Annotated in this window: 16 protein-coding genes, 1 tRNA gene, 1 pseudogene, 1 riboswitch and 1 other annotated feature; of the genes and pseudogenes, 13 read left to right on the top strand and 5 right to left on the bottom strand. The window is 28.8% G+C overall.

The genetic code is table 11. From position 1 onward, the window contains the following. Positions 1-160: 160 nt before the first annotated feature. The 4 genes from Q0F58_RS12390 (at position 161) to Q0F58_RS12405 (ending at position 5,423) form a co-directional block, all read left to right on the top strand. Positions 161-1,513 (top strand): aspartate aminotransferase family protein, encoded by a 1,353-nt coding sequence (locus tag Q0F58_RS12390; protein WP_294377042.1) that lies wholly within the window; start codon positions 161-163, stop codon positions 1,511-1,513. 454 nt (positions 1,514-1,967) lie between these two features. Beyond that, positions 1,968-3,098 carry an iron-containing alcohol dehydrogenase gene (locus tag Q0F58_RS12395; RefSeq protein WP_294377007.1) on the top strand — a complete coding sequence of 377 codons (1,131 nt, stop codon included), beginning with the start codon at positions 1,968-1,970 and terminating at the stop codon, positions 3,096-3,098. A gap of 161 nt (positions 3,099-3,259) precedes the next feature. Continuing rightward, the gene (locus Q0F58_RS12400) at positions 3,260-4,753 is read left to right on the top strand and encodes a nitrilase-related carbon-nitrogen hydrolase (RefSeq protein WP_294377010.1); all 1,494 of its coding nucleotides are present in this window, start codon (positions 3,260-3,262) and stop codon (positions 4,751-4,753) included. 159 nt (positions 4,754-4,912) lie between these two features. Beyond that, positions 4,913-4,993, top strand: a riboswitch (cyclic di-GMP riboswitch). 67 nt (positions 4,994-5,060) lie between these two features. Beyond that, positions 5,061-5,423, top strand: a complete 363-nt coding sequence (locus tag Q0F58_RS12405) for a response regulator (protein WP_294377012.1) — start codon at positions 5,061-5,063, stop codon at positions 5,421-5,423. 71 nt (positions 5,424-5,494) lie between these two features. Here Q0F58_RS12405 and Q0F58_RS12410 read toward each other — a convergent pair whose 3' ends face one another. Continuing rightward, positions 5,495-5,911 (bottom strand): PaaI family thioesterase, encoded by a 417-nt coding sequence (locus Q0F58_RS12410; RefSeq protein WP_294377015.1) that lies wholly within the window; start codon positions 5,909-5,911, stop codon positions 5,495-5,497. Positions 5,912-6,097: 186 nt separating this feature from the next. Here Q0F58_RS12410 and Q0F58_RS12415 point away from each other — a divergent pair, with 186 nt between their 5' ends. The 3 genes from Q0F58_RS12415 to Q0F58_RS12425 all read left to right on the top strand — a co-directional run bounded on the left by Q0F58_RS12415 (position 6,098) and on the right by Q0F58_RS12425 (position 8,523). Beyond that, complete coding sequence (locus tag Q0F58_RS12415; protein ID WP_294377017.1) at positions 6,098-7,675, top strand: glycosyl hydrolase family 8; 1,578 nt, start codon at positions 6,098-6,100, stop codon at positions 7,673-7,675. Between the two features lie 231 nt (positions 7,676-7,906). Further along, entirely contained in the window at positions 7,907-8,152 is a 246-nt protein-coding gene (locus Q0F58_RS12420) for a hypothetical protein (RefSeq protein ID WP_294377020.1), read from the top strand. Further along, complete coding sequence (locus Q0F58_RS12425; RefSeq protein ID WP_294377023.1) at positions 8,149-8,523, top strand: TIGR02281 family clan AA aspartic protease; 375 nt, start codon at positions 8,149-8,151, stop codon at positions 8,521-8,523. Before Q0F58_RS12420 ends, Q0F58_RS12425 begins: the two co-directional genes overlap by 4 nt. A 62-nt stretch (positions 8,524-8,585) precedes the next feature. Here Q0F58_RS12425 and Q0F58_RS12430 read toward each other — a convergent pair. Next, positions 8,586-8,660: transfer RNA gene (locus tag Q0F58_RS12430), tRNA-Cys, on the bottom strand. Positions 8,661-8,816: 156 nt separating this feature from the next. Continuing rightward, positions 8,817-9,521, bottom strand: a complete 705-nt coding sequence (locus Q0F58_RS12435) for a DUF6873 family GME fold protein (RefSeq protein WP_294377024.1) — start codon at positions 9,519-9,521, stop codon at positions 8,817-8,819. Between the two features lie 287 nt (positions 9,522-9,808). Here Q0F58_RS12435 and ytxC point away from each other — a divergent pair, with 287 nt between their 5' ends. The 6 genes from ytxC to Q0F58_RS12465 all read left to right on the top strand — a co-directional run bounded on the left by ytxC (position 9,809) and on the right by Q0F58_RS12465 (position 14,188). Next, positions 9,809-10,723, top strand: coding sequence for a putative sporulation protein YtxC (gene ytxC, locus Q0F58_RS12440; protein ID WP_294377026.1), 915 nt, complete (start codon positions 9,809-9,811; stop codon positions 10,721-10,723). Positions 10,724-10,736: 13 nt separating this feature from the next. Then, positions 10,737-10,863 (top strand) — a sequence feature (ribosomal protein L20 leader region). Between the two features lie 17 nt (positions 10,864-10,880). Beyond that, on the top strand, positions 10,881-11,402 hold the full coding sequence (infC, locus tag Q0F58_RS12445) for a translation initiation factor IF-3 (RefSeq protein ID WP_294377028.1): 522 nt from the start codon (positions 10,881-10,883) through the stop codon (positions 11,400-11,402). 21 nt (positions 11,403-11,423) lie between these two features. Continuing rightward, on the top strand, positions 11,424-11,621 hold the full coding sequence (rpmI, locus tag Q0F58_RS12450) for a 50S ribosomal protein L35 (RefSeq protein WP_294377029.1): 198 nt from the start codon (positions 11,424-11,426) through the stop codon (positions 11,619-11,621). A gap of 31 nt (positions 11,622-11,652) precedes the next feature. Next, complete coding sequence (gene rplT, locus Q0F58_RS12455; protein WP_294377031.1) at positions 11,653-12,009, top strand: 50S ribosomal protein L20; 357 nt, start codon at positions 11,653-11,655, stop codon at positions 12,007-12,009. A 152-nt stretch (positions 12,010-12,161) separates the two neighbouring features. Next, positions 12,162-13,508: a TrkH family potassium uptake protein gene (locus tag Q0F58_RS12460; protein ID WP_294377034.1), complete on the top strand. Its 1,347-nt coding sequence runs from the start codon at positions 12,162-12,164 to the stop codon at positions 13,506-13,508. Positions 13,509-13,522: 14 nt separating this feature from the next. Next, positions 13,523-14,188: a TrkA family potassium uptake protein gene (locus tag Q0F58_RS12465; protein WP_294377038.1), complete on the top strand. Its 666-nt coding sequence runs from the start codon at positions 13,523-13,525 to the stop codon at positions 14,186-14,188. Positions 14,189-14,360: 172 nt separating this feature from the next. On the opposite strand, the pseudogene Q0F58_RS12470 reads toward Q0F58_RS12465, so the two are convergent. Both Q0F58_RS12470 and Q0F58_RS12475 read right to left on the bottom strand, forming a co-directional pair. Next, positions 14,361-16,031 (bottom strand): annotated as a pseudogene (locus Q0F58_RS12470) (alpha-glucosidase). A gap of 65 nt (positions 16,032-16,096) precedes the next feature. After that, positions 16,097-16,387, bottom strand: a complete 291-nt coding sequence (locus Q0F58_RS12475) for an AraC family transcriptional regulator (protein WP_294377040.1) — start codon at positions 16,385-16,387, stop codon at positions 16,097-16,099. Between the last annotated feature and the right edge of the window lie 318 nt (positions 16,388-16,705).

Here is a 16,705-nt window from a genome sequence, read left to right on the forward strand (position 1 = left end):
ATTATATTTTCGAACAATCTGTGGATAACTTTTGAAGGGGGCAGAAACACACAGTCTGCGAAGCAGATTTTTTTATAGAATTAAGAATATTTAGTGAAACTGTATTTAATTTTCTTAGAAAGTATTTTATAGATGATAAAACATGGAGGAGATATTTATGATGTTAAAAGAAGAATTACCAAGAATTATTACTAAGACTTTACCAGGACCAAAGGCTGAAAAAATAATAAAAAGACGTGAAGAAGCAGTTCCAAGTGCAATAAAATGTGTTTATCCAGTTGTTATCGATCACGCTGAAGGTGCAATCATAGAAGATGTTGATGGAAATAGATTTTTAGACTGGATTGGAGGAGTTGGTGTACTTAATGTAGGATTCAGTCATCCTGAAATTATTGAAGAGGTTAAAAAGCAAAGTGAAAAGTATTTTCATGGAATGTTCAATATAGTAACACATGAAGGATACGTCAAACTTGCAGAAAAGCTAAATTCCATAGTGCCAGTAAAAGGAGATAAAAAGAAGACTTATTTTGCAAATAGTGGTGCTGAAGCAGATGAAAACGCAGTAAAAGTAGCAAAGGCATTTACTAAGAGACCAAACATAATATGCTTCTCTGGAGCATTTCATGGAAGAACAAATCTCACTATGTCAATGACATCAAAAAAAGCATATGCAAAGGGTCTTGGACCATTTCCAGAAGGAGTTTACAGAGCAGAATTTCCATATCTTTATAGAAAGCCAAAAGGAATGACAGAAGAAGATGCAATAGAATATTATATAAATTCTATATATAAAGTATTTGAAGAATGTTCACCAGCAGAATATATAGCTGCAATAGTAGTCGAACCAATTCAAGGAGAAGGTGGATTTATTCCAGCACCAATAGAATGGGTTAAAGCAGTACGTAAAATATGTGATGAAAATGGAATAATGCTTATTGCAGATGAAGTACAATGTGGTTTCTGCAGAAGTGGAAGAATGTTTGCAAGTGAATACTGGAAAGAAGCAGGAGTTATGCCTGATATTTTAGCAACTGCAAAATCAATAGCAGCAGGTTTACCACTCAGTGCAATAGTAGCAAGAGAAGAAATAATGGAATCAGTACTTCCAGGTACTATAGGTGGTACTTATTGTGGTAATCCATTAGCATGTGCCTCTGCACTTAAGACAATTGAAATTATGGAAAGGGATCATTTGGCAGAACGCTCATTGGAGATAGGAGAAAAGGTCATGGCAGAATATAAAAAATGGATGGAAAAATATGATGTTGTAGGAGATGTAAGAGGACTTGGAGGTATGGTCGGAATTGAATTTGTAACTGATAAAAAATCTAAAACTCCTAATGGTGAAATTGTAGGAAAGATAATACAAAATGCAGTTCATAAGGGTCTTATGCTTGAAAATTCAGGAACATATGGACAAGTAATTAGATTTTTAGCTCCACTTGTGATGACTGATGAACAGCTAGAAGCAGGTCTTAAAATATTTGAAGAATCAATTAAAGAAGCACTTTAAAAAAAGTAAAATAAGAAAGCTGTCGTAACAGAAATTTATAATTATACAGTATGGGAAAATGAATATTTATATTGTATAGGGATAAAAGTTATGACAGCTTTACTCATTTATTTAAGAAATATTGATAATAAATTGAGGAAATATTTTATATAATTTTGAAATAATAAGAATACTTTTTGGACGTCATAACGGAATTTATATAATTATTTTTTGGTATTGATATTAGAAAGATGCGGCTAAACACTACTGTTTTAGGCTGCGAATACAAAAAAATTTAAATTGCACAGAAAATATTTGACAATATAACGCACATGTGATATATTGGATTTAAAGTAAAGAAATGAAAAACGAACAATGGCGTTCTAGATTAAAGTCTAGGCGCCATTTTGCATTTAAATTTTCTTTTATGAGAATGAAATATAAAATTTTAAAAGTATTAAAGGAGTTGTGAGTGATGAAGTTTAATTATAATTTGCCCGTAAATCTTATATTTGGAAGAGGAAGAATTGTTGAAATAGGAAATGAAACATTAAAGTATGGAAAGAAAGCAATTATTGTTACAGGAAGAAACAGTACTAAAAAGAGTGGTCTTCTTGATAAAACAGTAAATTTATTGAATGATGCTGGAATTGAATCTGTAATTTTTGATAAGGTTGAACAAAACCCATTGACAACAACAGCATATGAAGGAGCTGAACTTGCTAAGAAGGAAAAATGTGAAGTTGTTATAGGTCTTGGTGGAGGAAGCATAATGGATGCTGCAAAGTCAATTGCGTTTATTGCAGTAAATGATGGCGATGTATCAGATTATATCTTTGGGAAAAAATCAAGTGATAAAGCTCTTCCAATAATATTGGTTCCAACTACATGTGGAACAGGAAGTGAGGGAAATGGTTTTGCCGTTTTGACTAATCCCGATAACAACGATAAGAAATCATTAAGATGTAATGCTATAGTAGCTAAAGCATCAATAATAGATCCAGAATTAATGACAACAATGCCAAAGCATATTTTAGCTAGTGTTGGATTTGATGCTTTATGCCATAACATGGAAGCATATATTTCTAAAAATGCACAGCCTCTTACAACAATGATGGCTCTTCAAGGAATTGAACTTATAGGACAGAATCTTGTAAAAGCATATGAAGATAGTACTAATATGGATGCATTTGAAAAGATAACATGGGCAAGTACTCTTGGGGGAATGGTAATAAATACAGCAGGTGTCACAGCTCCTCATGGAATGGAGCATCCAGCAAGTGGATTAAGAAATATAGTACATGGAAAAGGACTTGCAGCTTTAACTCCAGTAATTTATGAAGAATCTATAGATGCAGATCCTGAAAAATTTGCAGTAATATCAAAATTGCTGGGAGGAACAGATGAAAAGGATTGTGTAAAAGTTGTAAGGAAATTATTGAAAGACATAGATTTAGAAACAACTTTAGGAAAACAGGGAATTAAAGAAGAAGATATTGACTGGATGGCTGAAAATTGCTTAAAGGTTTCTGCAGTGAGCATGAAGATTCACCCTAAGGAATTTAGTTTGGAGGATATAAAGAGGATATATAGAAAAGCACTTTAAGATATAGTTTGTTTATAGGTATAACTATAAAAAGTTCTGAACATATGATTTGTATTCATAAGTTCAGGACTTTTTTATAATTAAATAAAGAAGAACATAAAAAGTCCGAAATAATTAAATGTTAATATTCATAAGAAATATAGGGGGAAAATTTCAGCATAATGAGATATTTTGATAAATATAAATTTTTAATAATAGGCATGATATTTATGTGTTTTTATAATGGACGGCATATAATAATTTTAGCATCATATATTGGTCCAGTATGTTTGATGCTTTATTGTAGAAAGGAATATTCTAAAAAGGCACTATTTATAGCCTATTTAGCATTTTTTATTTCAAGTTTATACTCATTTAATGGGGTTACAGGGTTTGAAGGAATAATTAATTGTATAATAATGGCGGGCATTACTACTATATTATTTATTCCATTTATTATTGATGCATTATTGAATAGAAAATTTGAAGGAATATTGAATACGCTTATATTTCCTATTTCAGGGGTTTCAATTGAATATGCATTTTCACAAGTGAGTCCGTTTGGAACATGGGGGTCTATTGCATATTCTCAATATAATAATCTGGATTTAAAACAGATAGCAAGTATAACAGGAATATATGGAATAAGCTTTGTTGTATATTGGACATGTTCTTTTATAACTTATCTAATTGAAAATAGATTTAAATATTGTGTAGTAAAAAAGGCCGGAATAATATTTGTGAGTGTTATATGTTTTATATATTTTATTGGTGGCATCAGGACTATTTGGTTAGGATCCCATAAGGAGGATAATGTAAAAATAGCATCTATAAGTGTGCCGCATTTTCAATTGTGGAAAGATATTCACAAAATAATGGATGAGGAACAAGATAGGAATACTGCTATTGAAAACTTAAATTTGAGATTTAGAGATATTCATGAGGAATTATTTAAAATTACAAGAAGGGAAGCTGAAAATGGTGCTAAAATAGTACAATGGCATGAAAGTAATGGGATTGTTTTTAAGGAAGGTGAAGAAGAATTTATTAATAAAGGAAAGATCATAGCACATGAATGTGATATATATCTTCTTATGACGGTGACTTCTATCGATTTAAATGAAAAAAATGATAAGAATATGGCTATAATGATAGGTCCAGATGGAAATATACTGTATGAATATACTAAATATAAAATTGTACCGGGAGATTTGGATATTCATGGTGATGGAATAATAAAATATACTGATACACCTTATGGAAGGATAAGCAGCATTATATGCTTTGATGGTGATTTCCCTCAATATGTAAGGCAGGCAGGACAAAATAAAGTGGATATACTTCTTGTGCCATCATCAGATTGGGAAGCAATTGATCCCATTCATAGCGAAATGGCAACATTTAGAGGAATTGAAAATGGATGTAGTGTTGTAAGGCAAGTACAAAAAGGATTGTCTTTGAGTTCAGATTATCTTGGAAATACTATATCATCTATGGATTACTTTACTACAGATGATAAAGTATTAATTTCTAATGTACCAGTTAGGGGTGTTAAAACAATATACTCATATATAGGAGATTTATTTTCATGGATATGCATTATACTTCTGATAATTATAATTACTTTAAATATAAAAAATGAGATTAGCAATAAAGTTCATATATTTAGAAATTAAATTTTTACTTGAATTGACTTCTGTTACATATTTGTAGCGTAAATTAATTATGTGTGAAAATTTATTAAACAGAAGATATTATTGTAAAGATGTTGAAAAAATACAATAATATGATAAAATATAAGCATGTACTTAAAATAGTGCTTAAGTATAAATAAAAATCATATTGGGCAAAGCAGTTGAAAAACTGTGACGCAAAGCTATAGGGCCTTTCAAAATGAATGGCAGCCAGTTGCACAAACAATCAAGTATAAAATAATATTTTAATACTTTGCTGAACTTTGCCTATGTAAAATAGGAGGAGAATATGAGTAAAAAAGTTTTAATTTGTGATGACACAATGTTTATGAGAGCTATGCTCAAGGGACTTTTGACAGATAATGGTTATGAAGTTGTTGGAGAAGCTGAAAATGGAAAGATGGCAGTAGAAAAGTATAATCAGCTTAAGCCAGACGTAACACTAATGGATATTACAATGCCGGAAATGGATGGAATAGAAGCTTTAAATGAAATTATGGCTAGTGATTCTAATGCAAAAGTAATAATGTGTTCTGCAATGGGACAAGAACAGATGGTTATTTCAGCATTAAGAGGTGGAGCAAAAGATTTTATTGTAAAACCTTTTGAAAATGAAAGAGTTACTCAAGCAATAGCAAAAACAATAGGGTAACAATATTTGTTTAAATAATTAGAATAGGTCGATGTATTAATAATAATATATCGGCCTATTCTAATTATATTTTAAACTTCTTGGCTTAAAGTGAAGAAAGTGAAAGAGCCAGTTTCAAGTATGTTTCCATAATCATCAGATAATTCAACATTGTATGCAGATACCTGTTTTCCTTGTCTGACTTCTTGTCCTATACAATATATGTATTGAGTATTCATTGCAGGGCGTATATAATTCATATTTCCTGAAATAGTAGAAACATAATGCCCATAGGTACATGCAGCATATCCAGCTGTAATGTCAGCTATAGAAAATAAACATCCTCCATGAACAGAATTGTAAGGATTGCATATTTGTGGAGTAACTTTCATTTTTGATTTTGCATATCCTTTTGAGATTTCTATAAATTCAATTCCTAACATTTTCATATATAAATCATCACGGGAATTTTGAAGTAAAGTTTCGGTTATGAATGAGTCAGTTTTCATGTTTATTTCTCCTTACTAAAATTAAATGGAATATAATGCTATAATATTCTAAAAAATAATTATATTATTATTAGAGAAAATAGTCAAAAATATGGACAGTTGAGTAATATAATAAAATATTTATTAATAAAAGTATTTAATGTTAAAATAGTGATATGGATTTAAATGTATATAAGGAGTATAGAAATGAAAAATAAGAAAACATGTGTTATAGTTTTAACAATTGTGTTATTAATGGTGGCTATATATTATTGCATAACTGGGAGCATAGAAAATCAACAGAAAAAGTTGATTAAACAAACAAAAGAAAATTCTGAATATAGTAAAAAGAATGAAGACTATAATAAAATATATAGTTTATATGATGATGTTTCGGATATGGCGTTTATTTCAGAAGATGGAAAAGAAACAGGCTTAAATGATTTCAAAAATAAAAATGTTATATTCACATATTGGGATAGTGCTTTTGATGATTCAAAATTTCAGATTTTAAATAGTGAAAATTTTAAAATGTTGTCAGAAGGATATGAAGATATAGAATATATTTTAGTACATAGAAGTGATGAAAATAATATTCGTATACAAGAAGATGCTTTAAAGTATTTAAAAGAGAAAAATATAGATGTTCAAGTGGTTTTTGATAAAGGAATGAAGATACATGGTAAATTAGGTTTAAAAAGTGTTCCAGCGACTTTTTCTGTTGATAAGGATGGGAGGCTTGTGAGTCTTAAGGAAGGAATGATTCAAGATGAAAATTCCTTTAAAAGCGTTATTGATAAAACAAGAAATAGTGCTGCAGAGATTACAGAGAATTTTATACGTGAAAATATGATTAATTATGAAGGCGGAATAAATATAACCTTAAAAAAGGATTCAAATAGTGAAGAAAATGTTTTGAGTGAATCACAAGGAATTATGATTGAATATGCAGGTATAAAAGATGAACCAGATTTATTTGACTCTGTATTAAATTACATAAATAAATATATGAAAAATGACAATCTTATTTCTTGGAAAGTTGAAAATGGTGAAGCAAGCAGGGTTAATGCAGCAATAGATGATTTGAGGGTTTATGATGCACTTTATAATGGTAAAGATAAGTTTGGGGTGAAAGAAAAGGAATTAAAGGATTATAGCAAGTCAATATATAAATATAATGTTGAAAATGGTAATCTTGTAGACTGTTATGATTTTGCTAATAATCAGAAATCTCAAAGATTAACTTTATGTTATGGAGATTTTAATGCACTGGGTGAATTATGGGCAGAAAACTGGAGATTTAAAAAAGTTTATAACAATACTTTGGAAAAAATTAAAAATGGGTACATAAGTGATGAATTTCCATTATATTATAGCTGGTACAATTATGAGTCTGGGCAATATGAAAGAGACGATTTAAATACATCAGAAGCACTTGTTACAATTCTGCATTTATCAGAGATAGGAGAAGTAAAACCTGAAACTATAAATTGGCTTAAGGAAAAAGTAAACAATGGGACATTATATGGAAGATATACTGTAGAAGGAAAGGTATCAGAAGGATATGAATATGAATCTACTGCAGCTTATGCACTGGCAGCTTTAATAGGAAAGCAAGTAGGAGATTCTGAACTTATTAATAATGCAGTATTAAATATGGAAAAAATGAGAATTAATGATTCAGAAAGTGAATTTTATGGTGCGTTTGGAAATCCTGATGGAAGCGGAATTTATTCATTTGATCAGTGTATGGCTCTTCTTGCTTATGCTGAATTAGAAAAATAACATAAAAACATATATTATACCTAAAGCCGAATTAATATTAAGCTTTGGGTATTTTTTAATTATAATTAGTTCGTGAAGAATTTTGTGCAAAATAACTTAATAGTCTATGATATAATTTTAATAAAGATATAATTAATATTTATTAAAAAATTAAAATTAGGAAAACTGTTGTATACCTATGTGGAATGTAGGATAGAATTAAAATAATTAAGTTGAGAAAGGAGCAATGTTATGAAATGGAATGATGTTCGAAATATATATCCCAATCAATTTGTTTTGCTAACAAGTCTTCAAGAGCATATTGAAAATAATAAAAAATATATAGATGATGTTGCTGTTGTAAAGCCATTAAAAGATGAAGAGGCTGGTGATGTATTAGTAAGATGCAAAGGCAAAAATTTTGTATTTCATACATCAAAAGAAAATTTAGAAATGGAAATAGTACAAATGCCGATACTAAGGGGTATTTCAAGATGAAGTTGAGATATGAACATGGATTATTATTTGTAGATATAAAAATTGAGTATAATGGAAAGAAAATATGTATAAAAGATATTGTAGTTGATACTGGAGCATCACATACTATAATTGACCCTGATACTGTTCATGAAATTGGTATTAAAGCAGAAGCAAGTGATAAGTTTATTACTATGTATGGTATAGGTGGAGAGCATTATGCATATAGAAAGAATATTGATTGTATAGAGATTGGTGATAGAAATCTGAATAATATATCTTTAGATTTTGGAATTATTGATGAAGAAGGTATTATTAATGGATTACTGGGGTTAGATGTTTTAATGAAATTGGGAATAAAAATTAATCTTGATAAATTAGAATTGGAATAAGATAGAGAAGAATTGTAAATAAGACTGTTGCACTATTTTTAGCGCAACAGTCTTATTTGCATTGGAGGCACCACCGTGATTCGAACACGGGAATAAAGGTTTTGCAGACCTCTGCCTTACCACTTGGCTATAGTGCCATTTTTAATTTAATTGCTTTGATATTATATCATATTCAGTAATTCTAAAAATATACACAATAAATATTAAAATTATCATATATTTAAAAATAAAAGTACAGACTGATTTTTTAAAGTAACATAAAAAATAGAAAATCATATTATATAGTGAAAACATTAAAGAACAAAAAGACTTCCTCTATCTATAAGTTTGCCCTTTTTTAAGTATACAGGGGTCATGTTGTGTTTAGTAAGAAAAGTTTTGATTTCATTGCCATATTTGTATTCATCCAGTTCACCAAAAAATCCAACTTTGTTTTGAGAAACTACACCACCAGCACCACCTATAAAACCATAATCAAGAGATGGCAGTAGTATATCGCCAGGAGGAAGAAGAAGAATATCAAAATCATAATCTTTTAATATTTTATATATTCCTTTATCACTGGTTATAAGTGCTTTGTCATTTATAGGAAGAACGGAGCATTTTGTATATCCTTGAGGTACATTTATATTTATTTTTGATTTCTGCGAATTGAAAAGATTTTCATCAGTATATGATAGAGTATGAATGAAATAATCTTTTAATATTAATGCATTTAGAATAATATCTGAAGGATATGAAGAATCTAGAGATTTTTCAGCAACAATATATTGTATGTGTTTTTTTTCTAAAATATTTCTAAAATCTTCAGAAATATCTTTTTGTATTATTAATTTATCAGAGGTATTATTTTTTAATAAGTTAATCTGAATATCAGGATGTCCATCAATCGCTTCATATACTTTAGTGCATTTAGGTACTTTGATTACTTCCAGACCTAAATTGGTTAAATTATTTATTTCTTCATCTGTAATTCTATAATCAGTAAAAGCATACATTAATAATCAACTCCTTATTGTTAAAATGAGACATGATGCAAGTAATAATCAATATACAATTAAAAACATAATATTAAATGGTTGTGTTTAAGAAAATAATTGTTAAAAAGATTATAAATATTTTTATTTAAAAAGTAAACTTTTGAATAGTTAATTTAAAATGATTTTTAGTTGTAAAACTTTAATTGCTTAATGAAAATAAAAAACATTTTAGAAAAATAGAACTTGTATAGTAGTATATCTCTTGTTTTTTAATACATACTAATATAAAGAAGGGAGTGAAATCCATGCTTGTTTTAAAATTAGCTTACAATGAAGAGCTGACATTTCCGCATGACTTACAAGAGCTAAGAGAATCACTGAGGAAAAAGGATATAAAGATAGGTTTGGTTGAAAGTATTGAAAATAAGACACATATAATAAAAATAATATGTGATAGAGATTCATATAGCAAAAAATTAGAAGATATTATTAACTTATATGTTAGTAATATTTTATATAAAATTGTAATTGACTACTATAGAAAAAGAGAAATGTTTGAATTTATAACTGATAATTATTTCTTTTTAAAGCAAAGTGAAATACTGGAAATTGAAAATAAGATATTGAAAATGTTAAATTATGAAGAATCTTGTGACGATGAAGATTCTATTTACTGTTTAAACAGAATAAACTGCATTATTGAAAAGATAAATGAATGCATTTGTGAGAAACAAGAGATTAACGTAGATGGGTTTATAACCTTTAGAATGCGTATGTTACGAGAAGATATTGAAAAGATAATAGATAAAGTTGTAGAAAAACACATGGTTGAAAAAGAATATGAAGAGTTTGTGCGTCTTCTTAAATATTTTGTTGATATTCAGGAATGCAAAATTGAAAAAATAATAATTTTTATAGAATGTGGAAATCATTATATTGTGAAAGATGAATATGGAAAAGATCTTTATAAAGATTTTTTGAAGGAACTTACAGGTGATGAGAACAGTTTTGATGTAAATATGGAGGATATATTAATAAGTGGTCTTATAACAAGTTCACCTAAAAATATAGCCATATATGGAACAAAAAATTGCAATAATAAAGAATTTTTAGAAACAATAAAAAATGTCTTTGCAGATAAAATTCAATTTTATGATGAATGTGAAGAATATGTTCCAGAAAAAATATTGAGTAAAAATGTTGACATGTTTTTGAGTTGATGATATACTAAACCATGTTAAGAAGAAACAGCCGTTTCTCACCTTGCGGTGTCATGTGATTACTAGTTAGGTTTATGGATGTCTATACAGTTGTATTGATAATATGAGACGGCTAAGTGAGGCCGTCTTTTTATATTATGTATAGAATTTTTCGGAGGTGAAAAATATTAGTAAAGATTTTTCAATTAATGAAGAAATAAGAGAAAAAGAAGTCAGATTGATTGGTAATGATGGTGAACAGCTTGGAGTTGTATCATCAAACGAAGCAAGAAGACTTGCTGATGAAAGAGACTTAGATTTAGTTATGATTTCTCCAAATGCAAAACCACCAGTTTGTAAGATTATGGACTATGGTAAGTTTGTATATGAGCAATCAAAGAAAGAAAAAGAAGCTAAAAAGAAGCAAAAAGTAATTAGCATAAAAGAAATTAGAGTAAGTCTAACTATTGAGGAACATGACATTGATATTAAAGCAAAAAATGCAAGAAAGTTCCTATTAGATGGAGATAAAGTTAAAATCACTGTTAGATTTAGAGGTAGAGAAATGGAATTAGGTCACATTGCTGAAAGAATTCTTGATAAATTTACAACTAAATTAGAAGATGTTTCTATTATAGAGAAAAAACCTAAAAGAGAAGGTAGAAGCATGACATTGGTTTTAGGGCCTAAAAAGGCATAACTTGAGAGGAGGATTTTTATCATGCCAAAAATGAAGAGTCATAGAGGTGCAGCAAAAAGATTTAAAAAGACAGGAACAGGAAAGCTTAAGAGAGCTAAAGCTTTTAAGAGCCATATCTTAACTAAGAAGAGCTCAAAGACTAAGAGAAATCTTAGAAAAGCTGGATATGTTAGTGAAGCACAAGAAAAAGTAATGAAGAAATTATTACCATACCTATAAGATAGAGTATTTGGTACAGGAGGTTTAAGTAATGGCAAGAGTAAAGAGAGCAAAGAATTCTCGTAAAAATCATAAAAAAGTTTTAAAACTTGCAAAAGGATATTATGGTGGAAAGAGCAAGTTATTTAAAACTGCTAATGAATCAGTAATAAGAGCATTAAGAAATGCTTACGTTGGAAGAAAGAATAAGAAGAGAGACTACAGAAGCTTATGGATTGCAAGAATTAACGCTGCTGCTAGAATGAACGATATGTCTTATTCAAAATTCATGAACGGAATTAAATTAGCTGGAATCGAAATTAACAGAAAGATGTTATCAGAAATAGCTATAAATGATCCAAAAGCATTTGCTGAATTAGTTGAAACTGCTAAGAAAGCATTATCTTAAGATTACATATAAAATGCAGTCTTCGGACTGCATTTTATTTTTCTTTAGGAAATTATATATTCGGATGATTTGTGGATAACTTTGGAAAGGGGCGGAAATACACAGTCTGCAAAGCAGATTTTTTTATTAGTTTCATTTTTTGAGGTGTAATAATGGGGAAAAATTTTACAAGAAAAAAGAGATTTAGTGAAGTTAGGATACTGGCCTTAGGATTTGCTATAGTAATTTTATTTGGTGGACTTCTGCTTAGCTTGCCTATATCATCTAATAGCGGCAAATATACAAATCTTATTGATTCAATGTTCACAGCCACTTCAGCTGTATGTGTAACTGGCCTTGTTACATTAGATACAGGAACTTATTGGAGTGTATTTGGACAATGCGTGATTATGACTCTTATAGAAATAGGCGGATTAGGATTTATGACATTTGCAACAGTTATTTTTATGCTTTTAGGAAAAAAAATAACTTTGAGAGATAGGCTTATTATGCAGGAATCTATGAATGCGTTTGAAATTCAAGGGCTTGTAAGAATGCTTAAATATGTTTTGAAACTGACATTTGGAATACAAATTACAGCCGCATTTCTTTTGAGTATTGTATTTATACCGAAATTTGGATTTAACAAAGGTGTGTTTTTTAGTATATTTCATTCCATATCGGCTTTTTGTAATGCTGGCTTTGATCTTTTTGGAAACTTTTCTAGTCTTACAGGTTTTTCTGAAAATTATTTTGTACTTATTGTTATAAGCTTTTTAATTATAATAGGCGGGATTGGTTTTTCTGTTTTGATGGAAATATGCAATTATAAAAAGGCAAAAAGATTTTCTGTACATTCAAAAATAGTTTTATCTATTACTGCATGTTTAATATTTGGAGGTGCAGCATTAATATTTTTTTTAGAATACAAAAACAATGCTACATTAGGAAAATTTGATTTCGGAAGAAAGATACTTAATGCAATGTTTGCATCAATAACGCCTAGAACAGCTGGTTTCAATAGCATATCTACAGGAGATATGACTATGGGAGGAAAACTTGTTACAATAATTTTGATGTTTATAGGAGGTTCGCCTGGATCTACAGCTGGTGGTTTTAAAACAACAACTTTTGGAATTCTTGTATTTACAGTAATATCAGTTTTAAAAGGAAGAAGTGATACAGAAGCATTTGAAAGAAGATTTTCAAAGGAAACTGTTTATAAAGCATTTACTTTGTTTGCTCTTGGAATAGGATTGGTTATAATAGTAACAATGATAATAAGCATCACTGAACCTAATCAGAAGTACATAGATATTCTCTATGAAGCAGCATCAGCTTTTGGAACAGTAGGATTGACTACTGGTATCACCCAACAAATAGGACTAATAAGTAAAATTGTTTTAATGTTTACAATGTATTGTGGAAGAGTTGGTACTATAACAGTTATATTAGCAGTTATGAATAAAAATAAAAAGACAAGTATTAAATATCCTGAAGGTAAAATACTTGTTGGATAATGGGGGGAATTTACATGTCAAAAAAGCAATTTGTTGTAATAGGGCTTGGAAGATTTGGAGAAGTTATTGCAAAGACAATCTATGATTTAGGACAAGATGTTCTTGTTATAGATAAAGATGAAGATAAAGTTAATGATATCGCTGATTGTGTAACACATGCAGTACAAATGGATGTAACAGATGAAAATGATTTGAAAAAATTAGGACTAAGCAATTTTGATGTGGGTGTTGTCAGCATAGGGTCTGATATTCAAGCAAGTGTTATGACAACTCTTTTAATGAAAGAAATGGGAGTAAATTACGTAATTGCAAAAGGACAGAGTGATCTTCATGCAAAAGTTCTTTATAAAATAGGTGCTGATAAGGTAATACTTCCGGAAAAGGATATGGGAAAAAGAGTGGCTTATAACTTGGTTTCTTCTAATGTATTAGATTATATTCAATTATCATCTGAATACAGTATACTAGAGATAGAATCATTAAAGTCATGGAATGAAAAATCATTAAAAGAACTTGATTTGCGTAAAAAATATGGGATAAATGTAGTGGCAATAAAAGATGGGACCAATATAAACGTTTCGCCAGGTGCTGATGAAATTATAAAACCAAATGATATAATAGTAGCGCTTGGCTCAACAGAGGACTTGAAAAAATTTAAGAATGCTTTAAGAAAAAACTAAATAGTATTTTTATAAAAAAACTGCCACATAAGCATTAGAGTGTAAAATACTGTGCATGGATGTTCTAATAATAAGATTTCATCCTTTATTGTTAATTGTAATATATTGGTATTGTAATTTTTTATGTAGCAGTTCTTTTTTGCATTTGTTAATTTTTCGAAAAAATATTTGATTATATAGATTTTTTATATAGTACTATGCATCCGTATGGATTTAAAGTTATAGTTGAATTAATAAGATTTCCACCATTTTCTATTAATATTTTTGAATCAATATATTTTGTATCTATGTTTATGGATAATGAAGAATCAGAAAAGTTACCAGCAAATAATAAGACTTCATTATCAAGTTTTCTTTCATACATATATATTTTTTTATCATCTTCTAATAGAAGTGAATAATCTCCATAAACAATTATATTAAAATTATGTCTAAGCTGTATCAGATTCCTATAGCAATTAAACATTGAATGTGGAGAATTTATTTGATTTTCAGCATTGATTTTAGTGTAATTTGGATTCACTTTAAGCCATGGTTTTCCATTTGTAAATCCAGCATTTTTTCGGAATTCCACTGCATAGGAGTTCTGGCATTATCTCTGCTGTGAGCGTTAACTCCATCTAAGAATTCCTGAATGGACATTGCTTTTTCGGCTAAAACATATTTTTCATATGCATTTTTTACTTCAATATCATCACATTCATCAATGCTGTTAAAATGAATATTTGACATTCCTAATTCTTCACCTTGATAAATATATGGTGTTCCTTTTAGCATATGTAATGTTGTTGCTAAAAGTTTTCCAATATCCTGTTGATGTAAGTCATCATTAAAATATCTTGTTATTATTCTTGGCTGATCATGATTGCACCAGAACAAAGCATTCCAGCCTTTATCTTGAAGACAAAGCTGCCATTTTGTAAATGATTGTTTTAATTTGCATAAATCAAAAGGTGATTTTTGACCATTTTCCATATTTTCCATAATCTAAATTCATATGTTCAAATTGAAAAATCATGTTTAATTCATTTTCATCATCTCCACTATATTTTCTAGCATCATCTAATGAACAGGAGGTTATTTCACCTACAGTCATTGCATCATATTTTGATATTGTATTAGAAACCATTTCTTTTAAAAATTCGTGAATTCTTGGGCCATTGCTTGTATAACATGATGGTCTTCCGTAACGTGATGAAGTTTCTACATCTTGAAGTGGATATACTTTGGAAATTTTATTTATAACGTCCATTCTAAAGCCATCAATGCCTCTATCAAGCCACCAGTTCATCATTTTGTAAATATCTTTGCGAAGATTCTCATTTTCCCAGTTTAAATCTGGCTGTTTCTTTGAATAAAGATGGAGATAATACATATCTGTTTCAGCATCATATGCCCATGCAGAACCAGAAAAAATTGATTCCCAGTTTGTTGGTTCTGCTCCATTTTTTCCTTCACGCCATATATAATAGTCACGATATTTGTTATGTTTTGATTTCCTGCTTTCAATAAACCACTCATGTTCACTGCTTGTATGATTTACTACCAAATCCATAATAATTTTAATATTTCTTTTATGTGCTTCTTTTAATAATTCATCAAAATCTTCCAATGTACCAAAGTCTTTATGAATATTGTAATAATCACTTATGTCATATCCATTATCTTCATTAGGGGATTTATATAAAGGTGAAATCCATAGTATATCAACACCTAATTTTTTTAAATAATCCAGCTTGTAAATTATTCCCTTTATATCACCAATACCATCACCATTACTATCATAAAAACTTCTAGGGTATATTTGATAAATAACAGCTTCTTTCCACCAATTTTTTTTCATAGATTACCGCCTACTTATATTTAAATTGTAAAATAAAAAATAGTTAAATTCTTGTATGAATTTAACTATTTAATATCATTATTTAACCTTCGTATTTCTAATGGAGAATTATTATACTGTTTTTTAAATTCTCTATAAAATGAATTTATATTTTTAAAACCATGGCGATAACTTATGCTTAATATTGAATCAGTAGTGTTTAGTATATCTATATATGCATGATTAATTCTAATACTGTTTAAATATTGAGTTATGTTCATTCCTGTTTTTTCCTTGAACATTCGAGATAAATAGACATAAGAAAAGCCAAATTGAGATGCTAGTTTATTCAAAGATATTTCTTTGTTGTAATTCATATCAATATATTCTATGATATTTTGTATTTGGCTTTTATCTGAAGAATTTTAAAAGTAGTATTATATATGTGGTTATAGATTTTAATAGGAAGTTCATCATTTAAATTATTAATTTCATACATATGATTGATATTTTATGTACCCTTTCAAAATGTGTAATAGGTATAAATTTTATTAGTTATATAGTCTTATTGTGAGAACGTATATAGCTTGATATAAAAATAGTTTAGAAGAAAAGAATATGAATTTCAATATTAAAATAGAATAATAAAATTTAATGTTATATAATATGAGATATAGTAAATTCATAATGTATAG

Origin of the sequence: uncultured Clostridium sp. (genome assembly GCF_934754915.1) — a bacterium.
Lineage (GTDB): Bacteria > Bacillota > Clostridia > Clostridiales > Clostridiaceae > Clostridium.

What these genes read in the sequence shown, in the direction of transcription:
- Q0F58_RS12400 (WP_294377010.1), top strand. Translation starts at nt 3,260, where the DNA reads ATGAGATATTTTGATAAATATAAATTTTTAATAATAGGCATGATATTT.
- rplT (WP_294377031.1), top strand. Translation starts at nt 11,653, where the DNA reads ATGGCAAGAGTAAAGAGAGCAAAGAATTCTCGTAAAAATCATAAAAAA.
- Q0F58_RS12410 (WP_294377015.1), bottom strand. Translation starts at nt 5,911, where the DNA reads ATGAAAACTGACTCATTCATAACCGAAACTTTACTTCAAAATTCCCGT.
- Q0F58_RS12460 (WP_294377034.1), top strand. Translation starts at nt 12,162, where the DNA reads ATGGGGAAAAATTTTACAAGAAAAAAGAGATTTAGTGAAGTTAGGATA.
- Q0F58_RS12425 (WP_294377023.1), top strand. Translation starts at nt 8,149, where the DNA reads ATGAAGTTGAGATATGAACATGGATTATTATTTGTAGATATAAAAATT.
- ytxC (WP_294377026.1), top strand. Translation starts at nt 9,809, where the DNA reads ATGCTTGTTTTAAAATTAGCTTACAATGAAGAGCTGACATTTCCGCAT.
- rpmI (WP_294377029.1), top strand. Translation starts at nt 11,424, where the DNA reads ATGCCAAAAATGAAGAGTCATAGAGGTGCAGCAAAAAGATTTAAAAAG.
- Q0F58_RS12420 (WP_294377020.1), top strand. Translation starts at nt 7,907, where the DNA reads ATGAAATGGAATGATGTTCGAAATATATATCCCAATCAATTTGTTTTG.
- Q0F58_RS12465 (WP_294377038.1), top strand. Translation starts at nt 13,523, where the DNA reads ATGTCAAAAAAGCAATTTGTTGTAATAGGGCTTGGAAGATTTGGAGAA.
- Q0F58_RS12435 (WP_294377024.1), bottom strand. Translation starts at nt 9,521, where the DNA reads ATGTATGCTTTTACTGATTATAGAATTACAGATGAAGAAATAAATAAT.
- Q0F58_RS12475 (WP_294377040.1), bottom strand. Translation starts at nt 16,387, where the DNA reads ATGAATTACAACAAAGAAATATCTTTGAATAAACTAGCATCTCAATTT.
- Q0F58_RS12395 (WP_294377007.1), top strand. Translation starts at nt 1,968, where the DNA reads ATGAAGTTTAATTATAATTTGCCCGTAAATCTTATATTTGGAAGAGGA.
- Q0F58_RS12390 (WP_294377042.1), top strand. Translation starts at nt 161, where the DNA reads ATGTTAAAAGAAGAATTACCAAGAATTATTACTAAGACTTTACCAGGA.
- Q0F58_RS12415 (WP_294377017.1), top strand. Translation starts at nt 6,098, where the DNA reads ATGAAAAATAAGAAAACATGTGTTATAGTTTTAACAATTGTGTTATTA.
- Q0F58_RS12405 (WP_294377012.1), top strand. Translation starts at nt 5,061, where the DNA reads ATGAGTAAAAAAGTTTTAATTTGTGATGACACAATGTTTATGAGAGCT.